The 15,864-nt window shown below is 49.8% G+C and carries 14 protein-coding genes; 3 read left to right on the forward strand and 11 right to left on the reverse strand.

The genetic code is table 11. The features are described from left to right. Positions 1 to 3: 3 nt before the first annotated feature. From DL346_RS10405 to DL346_RS10415, 3 genes are all read right to left on the reverse strand, one after another. The gene (locus tag DL346_RS10405; protein WP_240633125.1) at positions 4 to 1,221 is read right to left on the reverse strand and encodes a Ger(x)C family spore germination protein; all 1,218 of its coding nucleotides are present in this window, start codon (positions 1,219 to 1,221) and stop codon (positions 4 to 6) included. Next, positions 1,211 to 2,725 (reverse strand): spore germination protein, encoded by a 1,515-nt coding sequence (locus DL346_RS10410; RefSeq protein ID WP_112882067.1) that lies wholly within the window; start codon positions 2,723 to 2,725, stop codon positions 1,211 to 1,213. Before DL346_RS10410 ends, DL346_RS10405 begins: the two co-directional genes overlap by 11 nt. A 133-nt stretch (positions 2,726 to 2,858) precedes the next feature. Beyond that, on the reverse strand, positions 2,859 to 3,983 hold the full coding sequence (locus DL346_RS10415; protein ID WP_112882068.1) for a Gfo/Idh/MocA family protein: 1,125 nt from the start codon (positions 3,981 to 3,983) through the stop codon (positions 2,859 to 2,861). Positions 3,984 to 4,054: 71 nt separating this feature from the next. Here DL346_RS10415 and DL346_RS10420 point away from each other — a divergent pair, with 71 nt between their 5' ends. Continuing rightward, complete coding sequence (locus DL346_RS10420) at positions 4,055 to 4,897, forward strand: AraC family transcriptional regulator (RefSeq protein WP_165822459.1); 843 nt, start codon at positions 4,055 to 4,057, stop codon at positions 4,895 to 4,897. 83 nt (positions 4,898 to 4,980) lie between these two features. Here DL346_RS10420 and DL346_RS10425 read toward each other — a convergent pair whose 3' ends face one another. The 8 genes from DL346_RS10425 to DL346_RS10465 form a co-directional block, all read right to left on the reverse strand. Continuing rightward, positions 4,981 to 5,802, reverse strand: a complete 822-nt coding sequence (locus DL346_RS10425) for a phytanoyl-CoA dioxygenase family protein (RefSeq protein WP_112882070.1) — start codon at positions 5,800 to 5,802, stop codon at positions 4,981 to 4,983. A 188-nt stretch (positions 5,803 to 5,990) separates the two neighbouring features. Further along, the gene (locus DL346_RS10430; RefSeq protein WP_112882071.1) at positions 5,991 to 7,037 is read right to left on the reverse strand and encodes a DUF3231 family protein; all 1,047 of its coding nucleotides are present in this window, start codon (positions 7,035 to 7,037) and stop codon (positions 5,991 to 5,993) included. Positions 7,038 to 7,105: 68 nt separating this feature from the next. After that, positions 7,106 to 8,005 (reverse strand): GlcG/HbpS family heme-binding protein, encoded by a 900-nt coding sequence (locus DL346_RS29450; RefSeq protein ID WP_240633126.1) that lies wholly within the window; start codon positions 8,003 to 8,005, stop codon positions 7,106 to 7,108. A gap of 86 nt (positions 8,006 to 8,091) precedes the next feature. Then, positions 8,092 to 8,991, reverse strand: a complete 900-nt coding sequence (locus DL346_RS10445) for an SDR family oxidoreductase (RefSeq protein WP_165822460.1) — start codon at positions 8,989 to 8,991, stop codon at positions 8,092 to 8,094. Between the two features lie 116 nt (positions 8,992 to 9,107). Continuing rightward, positions 9,108 to 9,920, reverse strand: coding sequence for a hypothetical protein (locus DL346_RS10450; RefSeq protein WP_112882072.1), 813 nt, complete (start codon positions 9,918 to 9,920; stop codon positions 9,108 to 9,110). Between the two features lie 11 nt (positions 9,921 to 9,931). Beyond that, positions 9,932 to 12,151 (reverse strand): heavy metal translocating P-type ATPase, encoded by a 2,220-nt coding sequence (locus tag DL346_RS10455; RefSeq protein WP_112882073.1) that lies wholly within the window; start codon positions 12,149 to 12,151, stop codon positions 9,932 to 9,934. Between the two features lie 90 nt (positions 12,152 to 12,241). Then, the gene (locus DL346_RS10460) at positions 12,242 to 12,445 is read right to left on the reverse strand and encodes a copper ion binding protein (protein ID WP_112882074.1); all 204 of its coding nucleotides are present in this window, start codon (positions 12,443 to 12,445) and stop codon (positions 12,242 to 12,244) included. 18 nt (positions 12,446 to 12,463) lie between these two features. Then, positions 12,464 to 12,796 carry a metal-sensitive transcriptional regulator gene (locus DL346_RS10465; protein WP_112882075.1) on the reverse strand — a complete coding sequence of 111 codons (333 nt, stop codon included), beginning with the start codon at positions 12,794 to 12,796 and terminating at the stop codon, positions 12,464 to 12,466. Positions 12,797 to 12,949: 153 nt separating this feature from the next. Here DL346_RS10465 and DL346_RS10470 point away from each other — a divergent pair, with 153 nt between their 5' ends. Both DL346_RS10470 and DL346_RS10475 read left to right on the forward strand, forming a co-directional pair. Further along, complete coding sequence (locus DL346_RS10470) at positions 12,950 to 13,240, forward strand: ArsR/SmtB family transcription factor (RefSeq protein WP_112882076.1); 291 nt, start codon at positions 12,950 to 12,952, stop codon at positions 13,238 to 13,240. Beyond that, complete coding sequence (locus DL346_RS10475; RefSeq protein ID WP_112882077.1) at positions 13,237 to 15,714, forward strand: DsrE/DsrF/DrsH-like family protein; 2,478 nt, start codon at positions 13,237 to 13,239, stop codon at positions 15,712 to 15,714. Before DL346_RS10470 ends, DL346_RS10475 begins: the two co-directional genes overlap by 4 nt. The last annotated feature ends 150 nt before the right edge of the window (positions 15,715 to 15,864 follow it).

Raw genomic sequence — 15,864 nt, forward strand, 5'->3', positions numbered from 1 at the left:
AAGCTACTCCTCCTTGTCTTCCATAAATGAATTTGTTACGGTGCCGGTCCGCTTTATCTTGACGTTCACCTTCACGTCAATGACCGCATCTTCAAACCGTTCGTCCCAATCCTTCTGCACCGCTTTCCAATACCCGGGATTGCTGCGGTGAACGGCATTGCCAAACCCGAAGAAATCGGATTTGTATTTCTTCTGCCCGGCATCCAGCGATCGGCGAATAATTCGGGTCAATCTTTCTTCGGCCCGCTTCTCCAGCTCTTGAATGCTCCTTACCTTCGTCAGATCGATGCTGCATTCGACCTCTCCAACGTTTTCCTCCACGCGAAGTTCAACGGACAGATGAGGCCGGCCCTCCTTGACCGTACCCTTCATCTTCGAATCAGCGCGCACAACTTCGAGAGCAAGATTGCCGCCATTCGGACAACTCACATGGCCAACCGTGCTGGTCACGTTATTGATAATGTAGTTATAGCCTTTGCTTTCCATTTCACTCAGCCAGCCGACTAACTTGTCCTTACGAAACACGGCAAGGCCGTTGTTCTCCAGCTGAATTGCCGGCCGAGTCGTCTTTATATTGTCCGTAGACGATCCCCCATCTTCCGTTCCCGTAAGGCGGATACCGCTAATGACCGGATTTTTCCCCTTGCTCACGATGTCATTCACGAATTCGTCAAGCGTGACCGTTGTAACGGGTGCCCATGCTTTCTCAGAAGTTTCAATCGATCTATACAGCTTGTTGGCCGGAATTCTCTCAAGCGGCGTCAATATGTTCAGGGCATGAGCCGCTGTCGTCCCTCTAGCAACCAGCAGAAAGAAGTCCGTCCTAAGCTCATAATCCCTGGAGAGAAGGTCGATGGATTTCCCTATGCCTTGCCGCGCCATACCTTCGCCAAATATGAGAACGCGAAGATGAGCCGCGTATATTTTTCTGGGGCTGGCGATCGTCATTTTACGTATCGCCTCATAAACGGTCGGCCCTTCCGCTGTATACGTCCTTACAGGTGATTCATTGCTGCCGCTCCCTTTCTGTCCAGCAATCTGTGAGGGATTTACGACTTGTACCGTCACAACATATTTCTTGCCTACCCGATCGATCCCCATCCCTAAAGAGATGGCGAGCTCGTTCATTTCCCGCCGGTCCCAGCAGCCCGTAAGCGGAAGCATGAGTATCAGTACCGACAACAGGATCGGAATCCGCTTGAACGTCATATTAGCTGCCATTCTTTCCTTTGGATTTACGCTGGCGTACCGGATTCAGCTTGCTGAACATGCTGGGCCTTTTTCTCAAGCCGGGATGGGGAACCCGCACAATGACATCCTTCTGGTCTTGGAACGTTATCGGCCCTTCCGGAGCCATATAAGGCACCCCGAAAGAGCGCAGGCTGCTCAAATGAAGCAGCAATGCTAGCAGTCCGATGAAAATGCCGAACATGCCGAACGCTGCGGCAAGTCCCATGAACAAGAATCTCGTAATCCTTACCGCAATGGACATATCGAACTCCGGTATGACATAGCTCGAAATCGCCGTGATCGACACGACGATAATCATGCTGGCGGAGATAATCCCCGCTTCTACCGCAGCCTGGCCGATAACGAGCGTGCCGACAATGGAAACGGCTTGACCGACGGTTCTCGGCATGCGGATGCCGGCCTCCCGCAAAATCTCGTAAGTCGCTTCCATAATCATCGCTTCGATAAAAGCGGGAAACGGTACGCCTTCGCGCTGGGCAGCCAAGCTGATCAGCAGCTGAGTCGGCAGCATTTCCTGATGAAACGTGGTGACCGCGATATAAAGGGCTGGTACAAGCGCAGCGATAAATAGCCCGAAATAACGGAGAATCCGAAGCAGCGAGCTGATATCTGCGCGCTGGTAGTAATCCTCCGCCGATTGGAGAAACTGCACGAACAAGGCAGGCACAAGCAGTACATGAGGCGTGCCGTCAATCAGGATCGCAATGCGTCCTTCCAGGATCGCGGCGGCAACGACGTCCGGCCGTTCCGTATTTTGAACGGTCGGATAGAGCGTATACGTCTCGTCTTGAATAAACTCCTCGATATACCCGCTTTCCAGAATCGCATCGGTATTGATTTCCGAGAGCCGCCGGTTGACTTCCTTCAATGCCGTTTCGTCGGCAATGCCTTGTACATACATGATCGAAACGTTCGTTTTCGTCACTTTTCCGATCTGTTGATTTTTCAGAATAACGCTCGGATTTTTGATGATGCGCCGAATAAGTGCGGTGTTGACACGGATATTTTCCGTAAAGGCTTCCTTCGGTCCCCGAATGACAGACTGGTTAGACGGCTCGGAGACCGTCCTTTGCTCCCAATTCGCCATGCAGATTTTGAGGCAGGAAGCACAACCGTCAACAAGAAGAATCGCAAAGCCATTTATGAGCGCATCGGCCGCGGGCTCCTGCTGGCCAACTTCCGCGACCTGCCCTGCCGTCAGCACGGAATTTTTCAAATATCCCGGAAGCTGCTCCAGCACGATTTCTTTGCCTCCAGCAGCAGTCTCGGTTTGAAACAGCGGCTCTAAAATAAACTGTTGAATCATTTTCTCTTCTGCCAACCCGTCAATATATAAGAGGACCATGTCCCGCCGGACACCGCCCGCTCCGCTTTGAAACTCACGGACGAGCAGATCATCGCTTTCGCCTAACCGCTGCTTCAACGCCAATAAATTCTCATGAAGGCCGGATTTCAAGCTTGGGTTATTCTCCATCTGCATGCACCATCCTGTCATTCATGATGTATAATAGAAATTATTTCCTTGCGGCTATTCATTTAAACAAAAAAGAACGCACCCATCCCTGGTTATGGGACGAGTGCGTACTCGCTAACTCCGTCAATACCGCTTAAAAAGTAGAGGTGATTTGCTGCGCAACTCCGGTATGCGCCGCAATATACGATTTCTCGATTACTTCCACAACGTGGCGCGCATGTTCAAGAGATGCAACCGGCGTCCTTTCATGACGAATACAATCGACAAGGTGCATAATGTCTACATAGATGTGCGGCTCTGGAAGCGTAAGGTGCTCTCCGCGCAGGAGCGGATGCTCGGAAATCGGCGTCTGGATCAGCTCCTCGCTGCCTCCGCGGAGAATGCGCAGCTCGGAAGGCCAGCCTGTCGCATCATCCAATTTGGAAATCTCCACACCGCCATCGCTTCCGTACAACGCGAGCTGCCCCCAGTACATATGTACGCCGTGATGGCAAAGCCCGGCCCCGACCGTCACAAAGCAGTTATGACCGAAATCCAGTACCATCCACGTGTTATCATCCATTTCCACATCGATGACCTGATCGTCAAAGCGGCGTTCATTGCGGACAATGCCGGACATTGCGGTTACTCTGCGCACTGGGCCGAGAATGCCCGTAACGGAATGAAGCGAATAGACGCCCATGTCATAAATCGGGCCGCCGCTTGGTTTCTTATAATACCAAGTCGGGTCTCGCCGAATCGACGTATTGCCTGATTGATACATTTCTACGCCGTGACCGCCGCCCGTATTGTTGGCAAAGCCCCAGTACATGTGGCCGAAATCGCCTTTCTGGACCAGTTCGCGAATTTTGCTAAGCGAAGGCGCAAGCATCTGACCAGGCGCGGACACCAGCTTTAACCCGGTATCCTTAACCGCTTGCATGACTCGATCGGCTTCGTCGAGCGTTAGCGCCATCGATTTATTCACGTACACGTGCTTTCCGGCTCTAAGCGCCATTTCGGCTTGCGCCGCATGCAAAAAAATCGGAGTAGCAATGATTACCATATCGATATCGTCCGATTGGATCAGTTCTTCAAAGCTATTATAACTGCGCTCCGCGCCAAACTGATCGGCGACGGCTCTTGCGCGCTCGCCGTCTACATCGCAAACGGCGACCAATTCCAAATGCTCCTGCGCATCCGGCTGCGTAATATGCGGTAAAATCCCTCTAATGGAAACGCTGCCACAACCTGCGTGGCCTACTCTTAATTTTTTCACTGCTGCTTCCTCCTTAAGCGTTTATGTTTATAATAGGAAAAGAGTTCATCTATAACCGGGAGAAATCGAAATTGCATATTTATATTGATTCGGAAAATAATGAACGGCAGCTGCCTTTGTCTCTTATCGACGTCGGTTATCAGAAAATAACCGAAAACTACAAACACAGCTGGCCATTCTATCAAATTGTGTGCTGTTATCAGGGCGAGGGCAGCGTGACGATCGACAACAACGTTTACCGCCTGTCCCAAGGATCGATATTCTATCTCTCTCCTAATACCGAGCATGAGTACCATCTTGATGGCAATCCGTACTTCCTCTCCTGGGTATCGTTTAACGGCTACTTGATGGAGCGGCTCCCTAAGGATTACGAATTACCGGACGATTGCAATCATGCCGTCATTCAGGATCGCTTCTATCCCAGGATCCATATGCAAATCATGTCGATCCTAGAGCATTTTGATATGTCCTATCTGATTGAACGCACCTCAGTGTTGATGTATGGCATTTTGATCGAGTTTTTTATTCAGTATAAGTCTAGACATTCGGCAAGCAATCCGATCAATCAGAATCATCTGATCGATGCGGCGATCGATTGGATGAAGAGCAACATCCAGACCCCAACCGACATCAGCTGCTTGGCCGACAATCTAGGCATATCCAGGCAGCATTTGAACCGTTTGTTTCGCAGCCGGTTCAACACGACAACGAAAGATTTTTTTATGAAGCTCAAAATCTTGCAGGCTGAAAAAGATTTGATTCACTATCCGGAAATCGCCGTCAAAGACATCGCGCTGCAGCTGGGCTTTGTGAACGCAAGCCATTTCACGAAAGTGTTCCATAAGATCGCCGGCGTATCGCCGACCGAACACCGAGCGAAGCAGCAGATACGCCGCACCGCCTTAAATAAGTAAACAGCACGTATGCGGGAGCCCCGACCCAAAAACCAACTCAATCGGGGCTTCCTGCGCTTTACTGGCGCCCCTTCTACCCTGTATCAGTAATAAGCTTTGCTCGTTACATAATCGAACTCGACTCCGCATGGCCCTGCGCTTTCATCCACTTCCCGGTATACGAGTTCGCCCCGATGCGTATACAGCGTATCTTCCATCACCTTTACGGCCGAATAGCCCGCATAATGGCATATAAACGACCTGCGGAACCGATCCTTCGACGTGTTCGGGTAGGAGCCGTGAATAACGCTTCCGTTAAAAAACAAAATGTCTCCGGCAGCCATATCGACTGGAACGATAGACATGCCTTCTGGAACATCCACTTCGTCGTTCGTGAAGGAGGTTTCCGGATCGGCCTCATGAGGGCAAAGGGTATCGAGCTGGCTCGATTCAGGAACCATCACCATGCCGCCGTTCTCTTGATCGGCATCGTCGATCGATACCCATGCCGCCATGCATGTTCCGGGAGATACTTTAAGATAATAATTATCCTGATGCAGCGCTTGTCCCTTCGCGCCTGGAGGCTTGAAATAGAACATGCTCTGCGACGCCAAAGGCTCCTCGTCAAGTAAATCAGCCAGCACGCCCATAATCTTCGGGTGAATCATAAACGGAATGATATTCGGGTCCGCCCTGTGGGGATTGATCATCCTCGGATAAACCCGGAGCAGGTCCCCTTCCGCTTCTTCCAATGAAACAGGCTTAAATCCTGGAAACGATCCTTTGGCATGAAGCGTCATGAAGTAATCTTTAATTTCGTCTACTTCCTCTATCGATAACAGTCCCTTTTTGAGAAGAAAGCCGTTTTGCGTAAATTGCTGCTTCTCCTGTTCGGTAACAAGACCGGTTAACAGCTGCTTTTCCATGTAATCACTCCCATTGCTGCTGGTATTTATACAACTATTGTATGGGAGTGTCCCACGGGAAAACATAATCTATTTGTCGCAGGCTGTTCTAAAAGGAATCTTGCCTGCAAAAAATAGGCCAACCCGTACATGCTGGCTGACCTCTTATTACGATATGCCCGCTGATTTTACGGACGTCTTCTAACACCTTATTCCGAGGCTATTAAGGCTTCGCGATCCGCAGCTTCCGGCGGTTGCTCCAGCCACCCATGATCGATCAGGATATTGGCGCCGTCCTCGACATAATCGCCTACCTGCAGCAGGAAGCGTCCATATTTCGCCGCTAAATCATGTCTTGCGCTCAAGGAAACCGCATTCCCATAGGATCTAATACGCATCGCAAACATATCCAGCTTATGGAACAGCATTAATTTATCCGAGAATGGAGATACCGTGGAAGCCGTAACCAAATGATCAACAATTGGCGGTGAAGCAAGGTTTTCTCGTTCAAGAAACCTGTTGAACTGTGCATGATGTTTACCCGCAATCTCCTTGCCTCTTACAAAATAAGCTTTGGCTTGCTCCGATTTTGCAACTTGGCTGAAAGCGATCAGAACGGCTTTGCTTGTTGCCGTATTTTCAATGTTATCGTACAAATGCGTGATTTCCATCGCCTGAAGCGGCCTTATTTCTCCAAAAAAACCGTTCAGGTAGCTTTGTTTTTTGATAAAATCGATCTTTTTCGGATAAGGGGTATACGGGGGCTTCGTTATTAATCCTTTGGCTATTAGCCCATCGTTGACCATGTTCATCAAGTCCAGAGTAAGGCTTACGCATTGGGTGAAAAATTCGCGAATATCGGGTCTTGTGACGATCGGAACGGCGATGGAATACATGCTTAGTCCGGCTTTGCCCAAATATTTCAAATAGTGCAGGTAAAAGTCGTCCGCAAACAACCGCGGCGCCCCTTTGATCACATCGTCTTCCGTAAACCCGATCGGTACTGGAAAATGATCCTTCGTCATGATATCTTTTATGGTTTGGACGAACTGCCCGGATGTGCTGAGAGCATGTTGAAGGACTCTTTTTATGTCTGGATCTTGTACATGCTCCAACATATGACTCATCACGCAAATCGCCATGGTGTTTCCCATATAAGTGGCCCACAGTTTGCCTTGTTCCGCAGAGGTCAAGACATCATTGGCGTCGCTTGCATCGCTAATTTGACTTGCGACTGTCGGTTTAATAAATTTCATTTCACTATCTCCACCTAGATCATTTTCCCTTTATTATCACCTCTAACCACTTTATCGATACGAATTTGTTATGTCGCATGACTTGCTAGATAATGAAAAGCTTGAACCGCGGCATCTGCCACTTCCGCGTCTTGAGCGCTAGTTCCTCCGCTGACGCCAACGCCGCCAATCACTTTATTGCGGCTGCGCAACGGGATCCCCCCGCCTAAAATGACAACCCGGCCATTGTTGGTCGTATTGATGCCATATGCATCGCCTCCCGGCTGAGCCATCTGAGCGATGACTGAGGTCGGCATCTTCAAGGCTACGCTGCTCCAGGCTTTATTCTGCGAAACTTCGATATCGCCAGCCCGCGCTTGATCCATCCTATAGAAGGCAACCATGTTCCCCCCTTCGTCTGCGATGGCGATGTCGCAGCGAAGTCCCATCAGTACCGCTTTGTGCACGGAAGCCGCAAGTAAATGTTTTGCCAAGGTTAAGCTCATGTAGTCAAGCTCATTCTTGCGATAGAAAGCAAATGGAGGCTGAGCATAGGAAACGACTGATCCGGTTCGCCCGACGATTTGATAAAAAGCCTGTACCGCCGTATGTGCCACTTGCAGATCTTGTGCGCTGGTTCCGCCGCTTACCCCGATCCCGCCTACGATTTGATTCCCGGCTTTGAGCGGAATCCCTCCTCCTAGAATGACGACCTTCCCGTTATTCGTGGTATTCACGCCATATGCATCGCCACCGGGCTGAGCTAAACGGGCAAGCTCCGCAGTCGGCATCTGCATGGTTACGCTAGTCCAGGCTTTATTGGGCGCGATGTCGATTCCAACAAGCACGGCGTTGTCCATCCGGTGAAACGCGATCAAATCCCCGCATTCATCTACAATCGCGATGTTGACGGGCAGTCCGATCTGAAAAGCGCGATGCTCAGCCGTTGTAATCAAATGTATGGCCAGCTCCAACGTGATCCGATCCATCTCGTTCCTCCTCTTATGCACCATAACCAAGCAAGCCTTGCCATATAGAAAAAGTCTGCTGGAGGGCAGACTTTTACTCATCCGTATCAAGTTACAATCGTTCCCCCGTTTACGAACGCGATTTGCCCCGTAATATAGGAAGCATCGTCCGAGGCCAGAAGCACATAGGTCGGCGCCAGTTCAAACGGCTGTCCCGGTCTTCCGAGCGATACATCCGTGCCGAACGTAGTCGTTTCTTCTGCCGTAAACGCCGTTGGTATTAGTGGCGTCCAGGTTGGACCGGGAGCCACAGCGTTTACCCGAATCCCTTGCTTAGCCAGCGATAGAGCAAGAGAGCGGGTTAAAGAAACAATGGCGCCTTTCGTAGCGGTATAGTCGATCATATTTGCCATTCCTGAAAAAGCTGTATCTGATGTCGTATTGATTATGGCGCTTCCGGAAGGAAGATGAGGCAAGGCCGCCTTAATCATCTCAAAGAATGAAATGATGTTGGTATGAAACGTGTCCAGCAGCTGGTCACGGCTAATGTCCAAAATGCTGTTCTGGTGATATTGAACGCCATGATTATTCACGAGGATATCAAGCTTGCCAAATGATTTCAGAGTGGTCTCCACCACATGGGCGCAAGCCCCTTCAGCTCTTAAATCCACTGCAAGTGTGACGCATCTGCGGCCCAGTTGTCGGATTCTTTGCTTCGTCTCCTCTGCATCCCGATGCTCGTCTAGGTAAGGGATGACCAATTCGGCGCCCTGCTTGGCAAAAGCGATCGCAACTGCCCGGCCAATGCCGCTGTCGCCTCCAGTCACGATAGCCACTTTATTTTGCAGTCTCCCGCTTCCGGTATATGCCGGATTTTCGGAGATGGGCCGAGGATTCATGAGATACTCATACCCCGGCCTTCGGTTCTGGTGTTGGGGAGGAAAAACAATCGGCACATCCGTGCATTGTTTTTTCCATCCGATATAAGGGTACATTGGAAATGGCATCTGCCATCCTCCTTCTGAACACACGATATCGAAATATATTCCGAAGACTATGAAAACATGATGGCAGACAGAAAAGACCTTGAGGACTCTCTTCCCTCAAGGTCTTATGCAATCATTCACGGAACGTTTACAACGAATGGTACTGTAAAAACATGACCATCCCGCTGGAATTGTCCCCAAATTTTATAAATGCCGCTGTGCGGGAACGAGGTCATAAATGCGGCGTCCGGTCCCGAGGCTTGTTCATCCGTTGGATGCACATGAAGATATTCCTCGCCTTCTTGATTAAGGATCACCACATGGCCTACCGCCCCAAGGTACGGCTGCAAGTCGGTAATCGGTTCCTTCGATTGCGCGTCCTTGATCGTGAAGGTCAAGCTTAGCTCCGTATTGGCCTTAAGCTGGTCAAACGAAAGCGATACTTCCTTGCCGTCGACGGTTTTTGCTAATTCCGCATCTGGTTCAATCGGCTTTGCCGCCGGTGCTGTTCCTTGTACCGAAATCCACTGGCTTTTACTCAATGCCCCGATGCCTGTAGGCGCAAAATCAGAAATGATGTTATACTGTCCAGCGGACGGAAACCGGGTCGTTATCGTAAACTGGCTCTTCCCATCGTATTCGGGGTGAATATGGTTAAAGAAAGAAAGATCTTTGCTCACGATGATCATGTGCATCTTCTTCTCATGCTTAACATCGAAATTGTCGATCGGCTTTCCGTCTTTATCCTGTATTTGAACTGTAATCTTCGTATCCTGAGCGGGCTCGGGTTTGTCCGTGGAAAGCTTCAAAATGGCTTTCACGCTGTCCGCTTGCGACTGACCGGCTACAGCCGCCATGTCCTTATGCCCGCTATGCTGATCATGGCTAGATTTGCCGCAAGCCGTTAACATAGCGGCCATCATCACTATTGTAAACGCTAATTTCTTCATGGTTACCTCCATTATAGTCTCACCCGCTGCAACCGTAACGCATTCAAGACGACCGATACGGAGCTGAGCGCCATTGCTGCCCCTGCCACCCAAGGCGCAAGGAGTCCGACAGCTGCAATCGGGATGCCGAGCGTGTTGTAACCGAGTGCCCAGAACAAATTTTGCTTAATGTTTGCCATCGTTTTGCGGCTCATCATAATCGCGCTAACAATGCTTGTGAGGTCTCCGCGCATCAGCGTCACATCGGCTGCCTCCATCGCAATATCGGTCCCCGTTCCAATCGCTATCCCAACGTCAGCAGTCGCAAGAGCGGGCGCATCATTAATGCCGTCGCCAACCATTGCGACTTTTTTGCCCTGGGCTTGCAGCCGCTTCACTTCATCTGCTTTACCTTCCGGAAGCACTTCGGCAAGAACATGCTTGATCCCGACTTTATCGGCAATCGCTGAAGCGGTACGCTTGTTATCGCCGGTAATCATGATGACCTCGATGCCCATTTTCTGCAAGGCTGCTACCGCATCTTTGGAAGTTTCCTTGATGGTATCCGCAACCGCTACTATTCCAATAAAGGCGGAATCAACGGCAGCCAGCATCGCGGTTTTGCCTTCTGATTCGTACCGCTCCATCGTTTTGTCTGCTTGACCGAAATCAATGTTTTCACGAAGCATCAGCTTACGCGTCCCAACAAGCACTTCCTTGCCTTCAACAATGGCACGTACGCCATAGCCTGGAATAGCTTCAAAATGTGCTGCCGAAGCAAGCGTTATCCCTCTCGCGGCGATTCCAGCCACGATCGCTTCGGCGAGCGGATGCTCCGATTGCTTCTCCGCCGAACCGATCAGCATGAGCGCCGCAGCTTCTTCCATCCCTTCGATTCTCACGTCCGTCAGTTCCGGCTTCCCTTTCGTCACCGTACCCGTCTTATCTAAAATAACGGTCTCCACGCGATGCATCGATTCCAAATGCTCTCCGCCCTTGAAGAGGATGCCGAACTCTGCCGACCGTCCCGATCCGGCCATAATGGATGTGGGGGTGGCTAGACCAAGCGCGCAAGGGCACGCGATAACAAGTACCGCAATCGCTTTTTCCAGTGCCGAAGCAAACTCCCCGGGGGACACGAAAACAAACCAAATCACGAATGTTATCGCCGCTATGCCCACGACAATCGGCACGAATATCCCGGAAATCGAATCCGCGATGCGTTGAATCGGCGCTTTTGAGCCCTGCGCATCTTCGACCACTCTAATGATTTGGGCAAGTGCCGTTTCTTTGCCGACACGGGTAGCTTTTACTTTCAATGCTCCATGCTTATTAACGGTCGCGCCAATGACAGTGTCGCCTGCTCTCTTTTCAACCGGCATGCTTTCGCCAGTGAGCATGGCTTCGTCAACGGCAGTTTGACCTTCTAGCACTTCTCCATCGACTGGAATCTTCTCTCCAGGCTTAACGAGAACAAGATCCCCGATCAGCACGTTCTCGACCGGGACCGCGATTTCTTGACCATCCCTGACAACGGTGGCCGTTTTGGCTTGTAAGCTCATCAATTTCTTGATGGCTTCCGATGTGCGCCCTTTCGCGAGAGCTTCGAACAGTTTACCTAAAATAATTAACGTAATCAGAATCGCGCTTGTTTCATAGTACATATCCGGCGAATGATGAGTATTCGGTGAAGCTGCCCACTTAAGCGTTAAGTACAAGCTGTAAAAGTATGCGGCCGACGTGCCAAGCGCAACAAGCACATCCATATTGGCGCTTTTATTGCGAAGGGCTTTATAGGCGCCTACATAAAACTGGCTGCCGATGATAAACTGGACCGGCGTAGCCAGAACGAGCTGAAACCAAGGATTCATAAAAATTTCGGGGACAAAGATCCAACTTGTGAAGGTAAAGTGGCCCACCATTGCCCAGAGAAGCGGAAGCGATAAGGCAGCCGACACGAGCAGCTGGATTTTCTTATGACGAATTTCTCTTTGCTTGTAGTCGCCGTCCGCGGCTTCTTCCTTGCGAATGGCTTGGTATCCAAGATGGTCTACTTTCTTGATCATATCGGTTACCGATATATCATTTGCGTTGAACTCGACATGCGCCGTCTCCGCGGCAAAATTCACCGTGGCACGGCTTACGCCGGCAAGTTTGTTGAGCCCTTTTTCAATTCGATTCGCGCATGCCGCACACGTCATGCCTACCAATTGAAAATCCACTTGGTCCGTTTCGGATACGTTCGCTTTCATCTATCTTCACCTCATCTTCGAAATACCCTATAGGGGTATATTTTAATCAAAAAAATATAGTGCCAAGGAGGAGCTGCTCGGCAGCCCCCGTTATTTTGCGACCTCATAGCCTTGCTCTTCAATCGCTTCTTTAATGACGTCCAATGTGACTTTGGATTCATCGAACTCAATCGTAACGGACCCGGTTTTCAAGTCTACTTTGCCGGTAGCGCCTAGTTTATTTACAGCTCCTTCAACGGAATTAACGCAGTGACCGCAAGACATCCCTTCAACTTTCAAAATCGTAGTTTGCATGATTCATCTCTCCCTTTATTATTTGATCAATTTATTCATCGTAATCATAAGTTCTTTAATGACCTCATGATCGCCTTCCTGAATTCGCTCGATTACGCAGCTATTCATGTGATGTTCAAGCAGCAGCTTCCCAACGCTATTCAAAGCGGATTGGACTGCGGCGATTTGATTAAGTACGTCATCGCAATAGGTGTCCTTCTCGATCATGCCCTTTAACCCGCGAACCTGACCTTCAACGCGATTTAATCGCGAGATCAAGTTGCTTTTCAGCTTATCGGAATGATGACTTTTCCGTTCGCTGGAATCGGTATGGCAATGTTGAGCATGTTCGTTATCCGTTTGCTCCATCATTAGGATTCAGCCTCCCTTACACATACAATACCATACCCCCATAGGGTATTTCAAGTGGGTGAAATAGCTTATTTTGATGACTACCCTTGCAATCGGTATCACTATATCATAATATTACGATATTACGATTCAACAAGTGAGGTTGTTTTTCAAATGGAACTCAATTTAAAGCAGTTTAACGAGACTGCAGACATACTAAAGGCGCTTGCTCACCCCGTACGACTATGTATCGTAAAAGGACTTCTTCAAAAAGGGGCTTGCAACGTCGGCTATATGCAAGAATGCTTGGATCTTCCGCAGTCTACCGTATCCCAGCATTTACAAAAGCTCCGAAACTTCGGCATCGTCGCAACGGAACGCAATGGACTTGAAGTCATCTACACCATCGCTGACGATCGAGTGAAACAAATCATCCAGATTTTCTTCGGGGAGGATCCATCATGAGCAAGAAAGTATTGATTGTCGGCGGTGTTGCAGGCGGCGCATCTGCGGCTGCGCGGCTGCGCCGTTTAGATGAACATGCGCACATCGTCATGTTTGAACGCGACGAATACATCTCCTTTGCCAATTGCGGGCTGCCTTATTATATTGGGGACACGATTAAAGACCGCTCTAAACTGCTCGTGCAAACGCCGGAAGCGATGAAAAAGCGTTTTAATTTGGATATACGGACAGAGAGTGAAGTCATAAGCGTCGACCCGATATCCAAAACGGTCCGCGTACACAGCAAAGAACGCGGTGTTTACGACGAGCGTTATGACTATCTTATTCTGTCGCCTGGCGCTAAACCTATTCGTCCGGCATTGCCAGGGATTGAAAGCTCCAAAATCTACACCTTACGCAACATGGCCGATACTGATCGCATTAAAAAACGGATTACAGCTGCGAATACAAGGTCAGCGATCGTCATCGGCGGCGGTTTTATCGGAGTGGAAATGGCTGAAAATCTCAAAGAGACCGGACTCGATGTAACCCTGGTTCAATCCGGAGGCCAGCTCTTATCGCCGCTTGATTCCGAAATGTCCCATGTCCTTGCCAAAGAATTGGAACACCATGGCGTGAAGCTAATCTTCTCGGATACCGCGCAATCATTCAAAGAAACCGAACATCAAATCCAGGTCGCACTAGACAGCGGAACAACGTTAACCGCTGATATGGTGATATTAGCCATTGGCGTCACGCCTGACACCGCTTTCTTGAGCGATAGCGGCATTGCGCTAACTTCGAAGGGACATATCATCGTTAACGATCGGTTAGAAACCAGTATGGATGGTGTTTTTGCTGTCGGCGATGCAGTGCAAGTCACAGATTTTATCAATGGAAACAAGACTGCGATCCCTCTAGCCGGACCTGCCAACAAACAAGGACGAATTGCGGCGGATAATGTTTGCGGTCTAGGTACGACCTATAAAGGCTCGCAAGGGACAATGATTATTAAGGTATTTGGCCTAACCGGAGCGGCCACGGGGAATAACGAGAAGACGCTTCAACGTTTAGGGATTCCTTATCACGTCACTTATGTCCACCCAAGCTCTCATGCTTCTTATTATCCCGGCGCCACTCCCCTTACTATCAAGCTGCTGTTTGATCAAGGGGGCATAATATTAGGCGCACAAGCGGTCGGCTTTGACGGCGTGGATAAGCGTATGGATGATATCGCAACCGTCATTCGCTTCCGGGGAACCGTGCACGACCTCGCTGAACTCGAGCTTTCGTATGCGCCGCCGTATTCCTCTGCAAAAGATCCGGTCAATATGGCCGGTTACACGGCTGAAAACATTCTTGCCGGCCGAACCCAGGCGTTCGTGCCCCGGGATTTGAATAAGTTCAATCCTGACCAAATGATGCTGGTGGACGTTCGTTCGGAAATCGAGCATAAGAACGGACACATTCCGGGCTCCCTCCTCATCCCCGTTGATGAGCTGCGCGGACGCTTGAATGAATTGGATCCTGCTAAAGAGATTTGGGTGTACTGCCAAGTAGGTATGAGAGGTTACATCGCATCACGAATTCTGATGCAAAACGGTTTTAACGTTCGCAATTTGTCCGGTGGCTACAAGACCTATCAGATGGCGACATATACGCCGTCCGAATATATAGCGCCGCAAGCTTCACGGAATACGGATGCCGATAGCCGTCTTGAAACAGCAGCCGCGCTAGAACAGCGAGACCAAGAGCTGCGAGCTGATGTCGTGTTGGATGCTTGCGGTCTATCCTGCCCGGGTCCGCTTATAGAGGTTAAACAGAAGATGGATCAATTGGACGACGGGCAGCTGCTGCGCGTTACTGCCTCCGATCCCGGTTTTTACGAAGACATTCAGGCTTGGGCCCAAATGTCGCATCATGAAGTGCTTCAAGTAGCTAAGACACTAAGCGGCAAGATTGAGGCTTTGGTAAGAAAAGGAGCTCCCGCACGTATATCGCCATTTGAGCCGGCGGCAGCACGTAATGAAGGCAGCTCCATGATCGTATTCAGCGGCGATCTCGATAAGGCGATTGCCTCCTTCATTATTGCCAACGGTGCGGCAGCCAGCGGCAAGAAGGTGACGATGTTCTTCACCTTCTGGGGACTGAACGTGATCAGGAAGCCAGATAAAGTACCGGTAACGAAAAGTTTTATCGGCCGAATGTTCGGAATGATGATGCCGCGCGGCAGCCGAAAGCTATCGCTGTCCCAAATGAACATGATGGGCCTGGGTGCCAAAATGATCCGGGGAGTCATGAAAGGCAAACAGATTTCGTCTTTGGAGGAATTGATCGAGACTGCGATCCGGCAAGGTGTCGAGGTTGTAGCTTGTCAGATGTCTATGGACGTGATGGGCATTACACCTGAAGAACTGATCGACGGGGTGAAAATCGGCGGAGTCGGTTACTATCTTGGAAAGGCAGATCAATCCGGAATCAATTTATTTATTTAACTTCAACAGCTAACAGAACCTCCTGAATCCGCGGAGACCAAAAAATGCAGAACCGCCTTTATAATGGCGGTTTTTCTTTTGATTGGAACTTAACAATAAGACATAACATAGGCTAAATAATAAAGAGACCCAAACAGGGTCTCTTTAGAG

The organism is Paenibacillus montanisoli (genome assembly GCF_003268025.1).
Classification (GTDB): domain Bacteria; phylum Bacillota; class Bacilli; order Paenibacillales; family Paenibacillaceae; genus Paenibacillus_Z; species Paenibacillus_Z montanisoli.

Bases quoted from the DNA above. Each gene is read 5' to 3' on its own strand.
- DL346_RS10465 (WP_112882075.1), bottom strand. From the start codon at position 12,796: ATGATGGAGCAAACGGATAACGAACATGCTCAACATTGCCATACCGAT.
- DL346_RS10425 (WP_112882070.1), bottom strand. From the start codon at position 5,802: ATGGAAAAGCAGCTGTTAACCGGTCTTGTTACCGAACAGGAGAAGCAG.
- DL346_RS10475 (WP_112882077.1), top strand. From the start codon at position 13,237: ATGAGCAAGAAAGTATTGATTGTCGGCGGTGTTGCAGGCGGCGCATCT.
- DL346_RS10470 (WP_112882076.1), top strand. From the start codon at position 12,950: ATGGAACTCAATTTAAAGCAGTTTAACGAGACTGCAGACATACTAAAG.
- DL346_RS10410 (WP_112882067.1), bottom strand. From the start codon at position 2,725: ATGGAGAATAACCCAAGCTTGAAATCCGGCCTTCATGAGAATTTATTG.
- DL346_RS10455 (WP_112882073.1), bottom strand. From the start codon at position 12,151: ATGAAAGCGAACGTATCCGAAACGGACCAAGTGGATTTTCAATTGGTA.
- DL346_RS10460 (WP_112882074.1), bottom strand. From the start codon at position 12,445: ATGCAAACTACGATTTTGAAAGTTGAAGGGATGTCTTGCGGTCACTGC.
- DL346_RS10405 (WP_240633125.1), bottom strand. From the start codon at position 1,221: ATGGCAGCTAATATGACGTTCAAGCGGATTCCGATCCTGTTGTCGGTA.
- DL346_RS29450 (WP_240633126.1), bottom strand. From the start codon at position 8,005: ATGGATCGGATCACGTTGGAGCTGGCCATACATTTGATTACAACGGCT.
- DL346_RS10445 (WP_165822460.1), bottom strand. From the start codon at position 8,991: ATGCCATTTCCAATGTACCCTTATATCGGATGGAAAAAACAATGCACG.
- DL346_RS10430 (WP_112882071.1), bottom strand. From the start codon at position 7,037: ATGAAATTTATTAAACCGACAGTCGCAAGTCAAATTAGCGATGCAAGC.
- DL346_RS10450 (WP_112882072.1), bottom strand. From the start codon at position 9,920: ATGAAGAAATTAGCGTTTACAATAGTGATGATGGCCGCTATGTTAACG.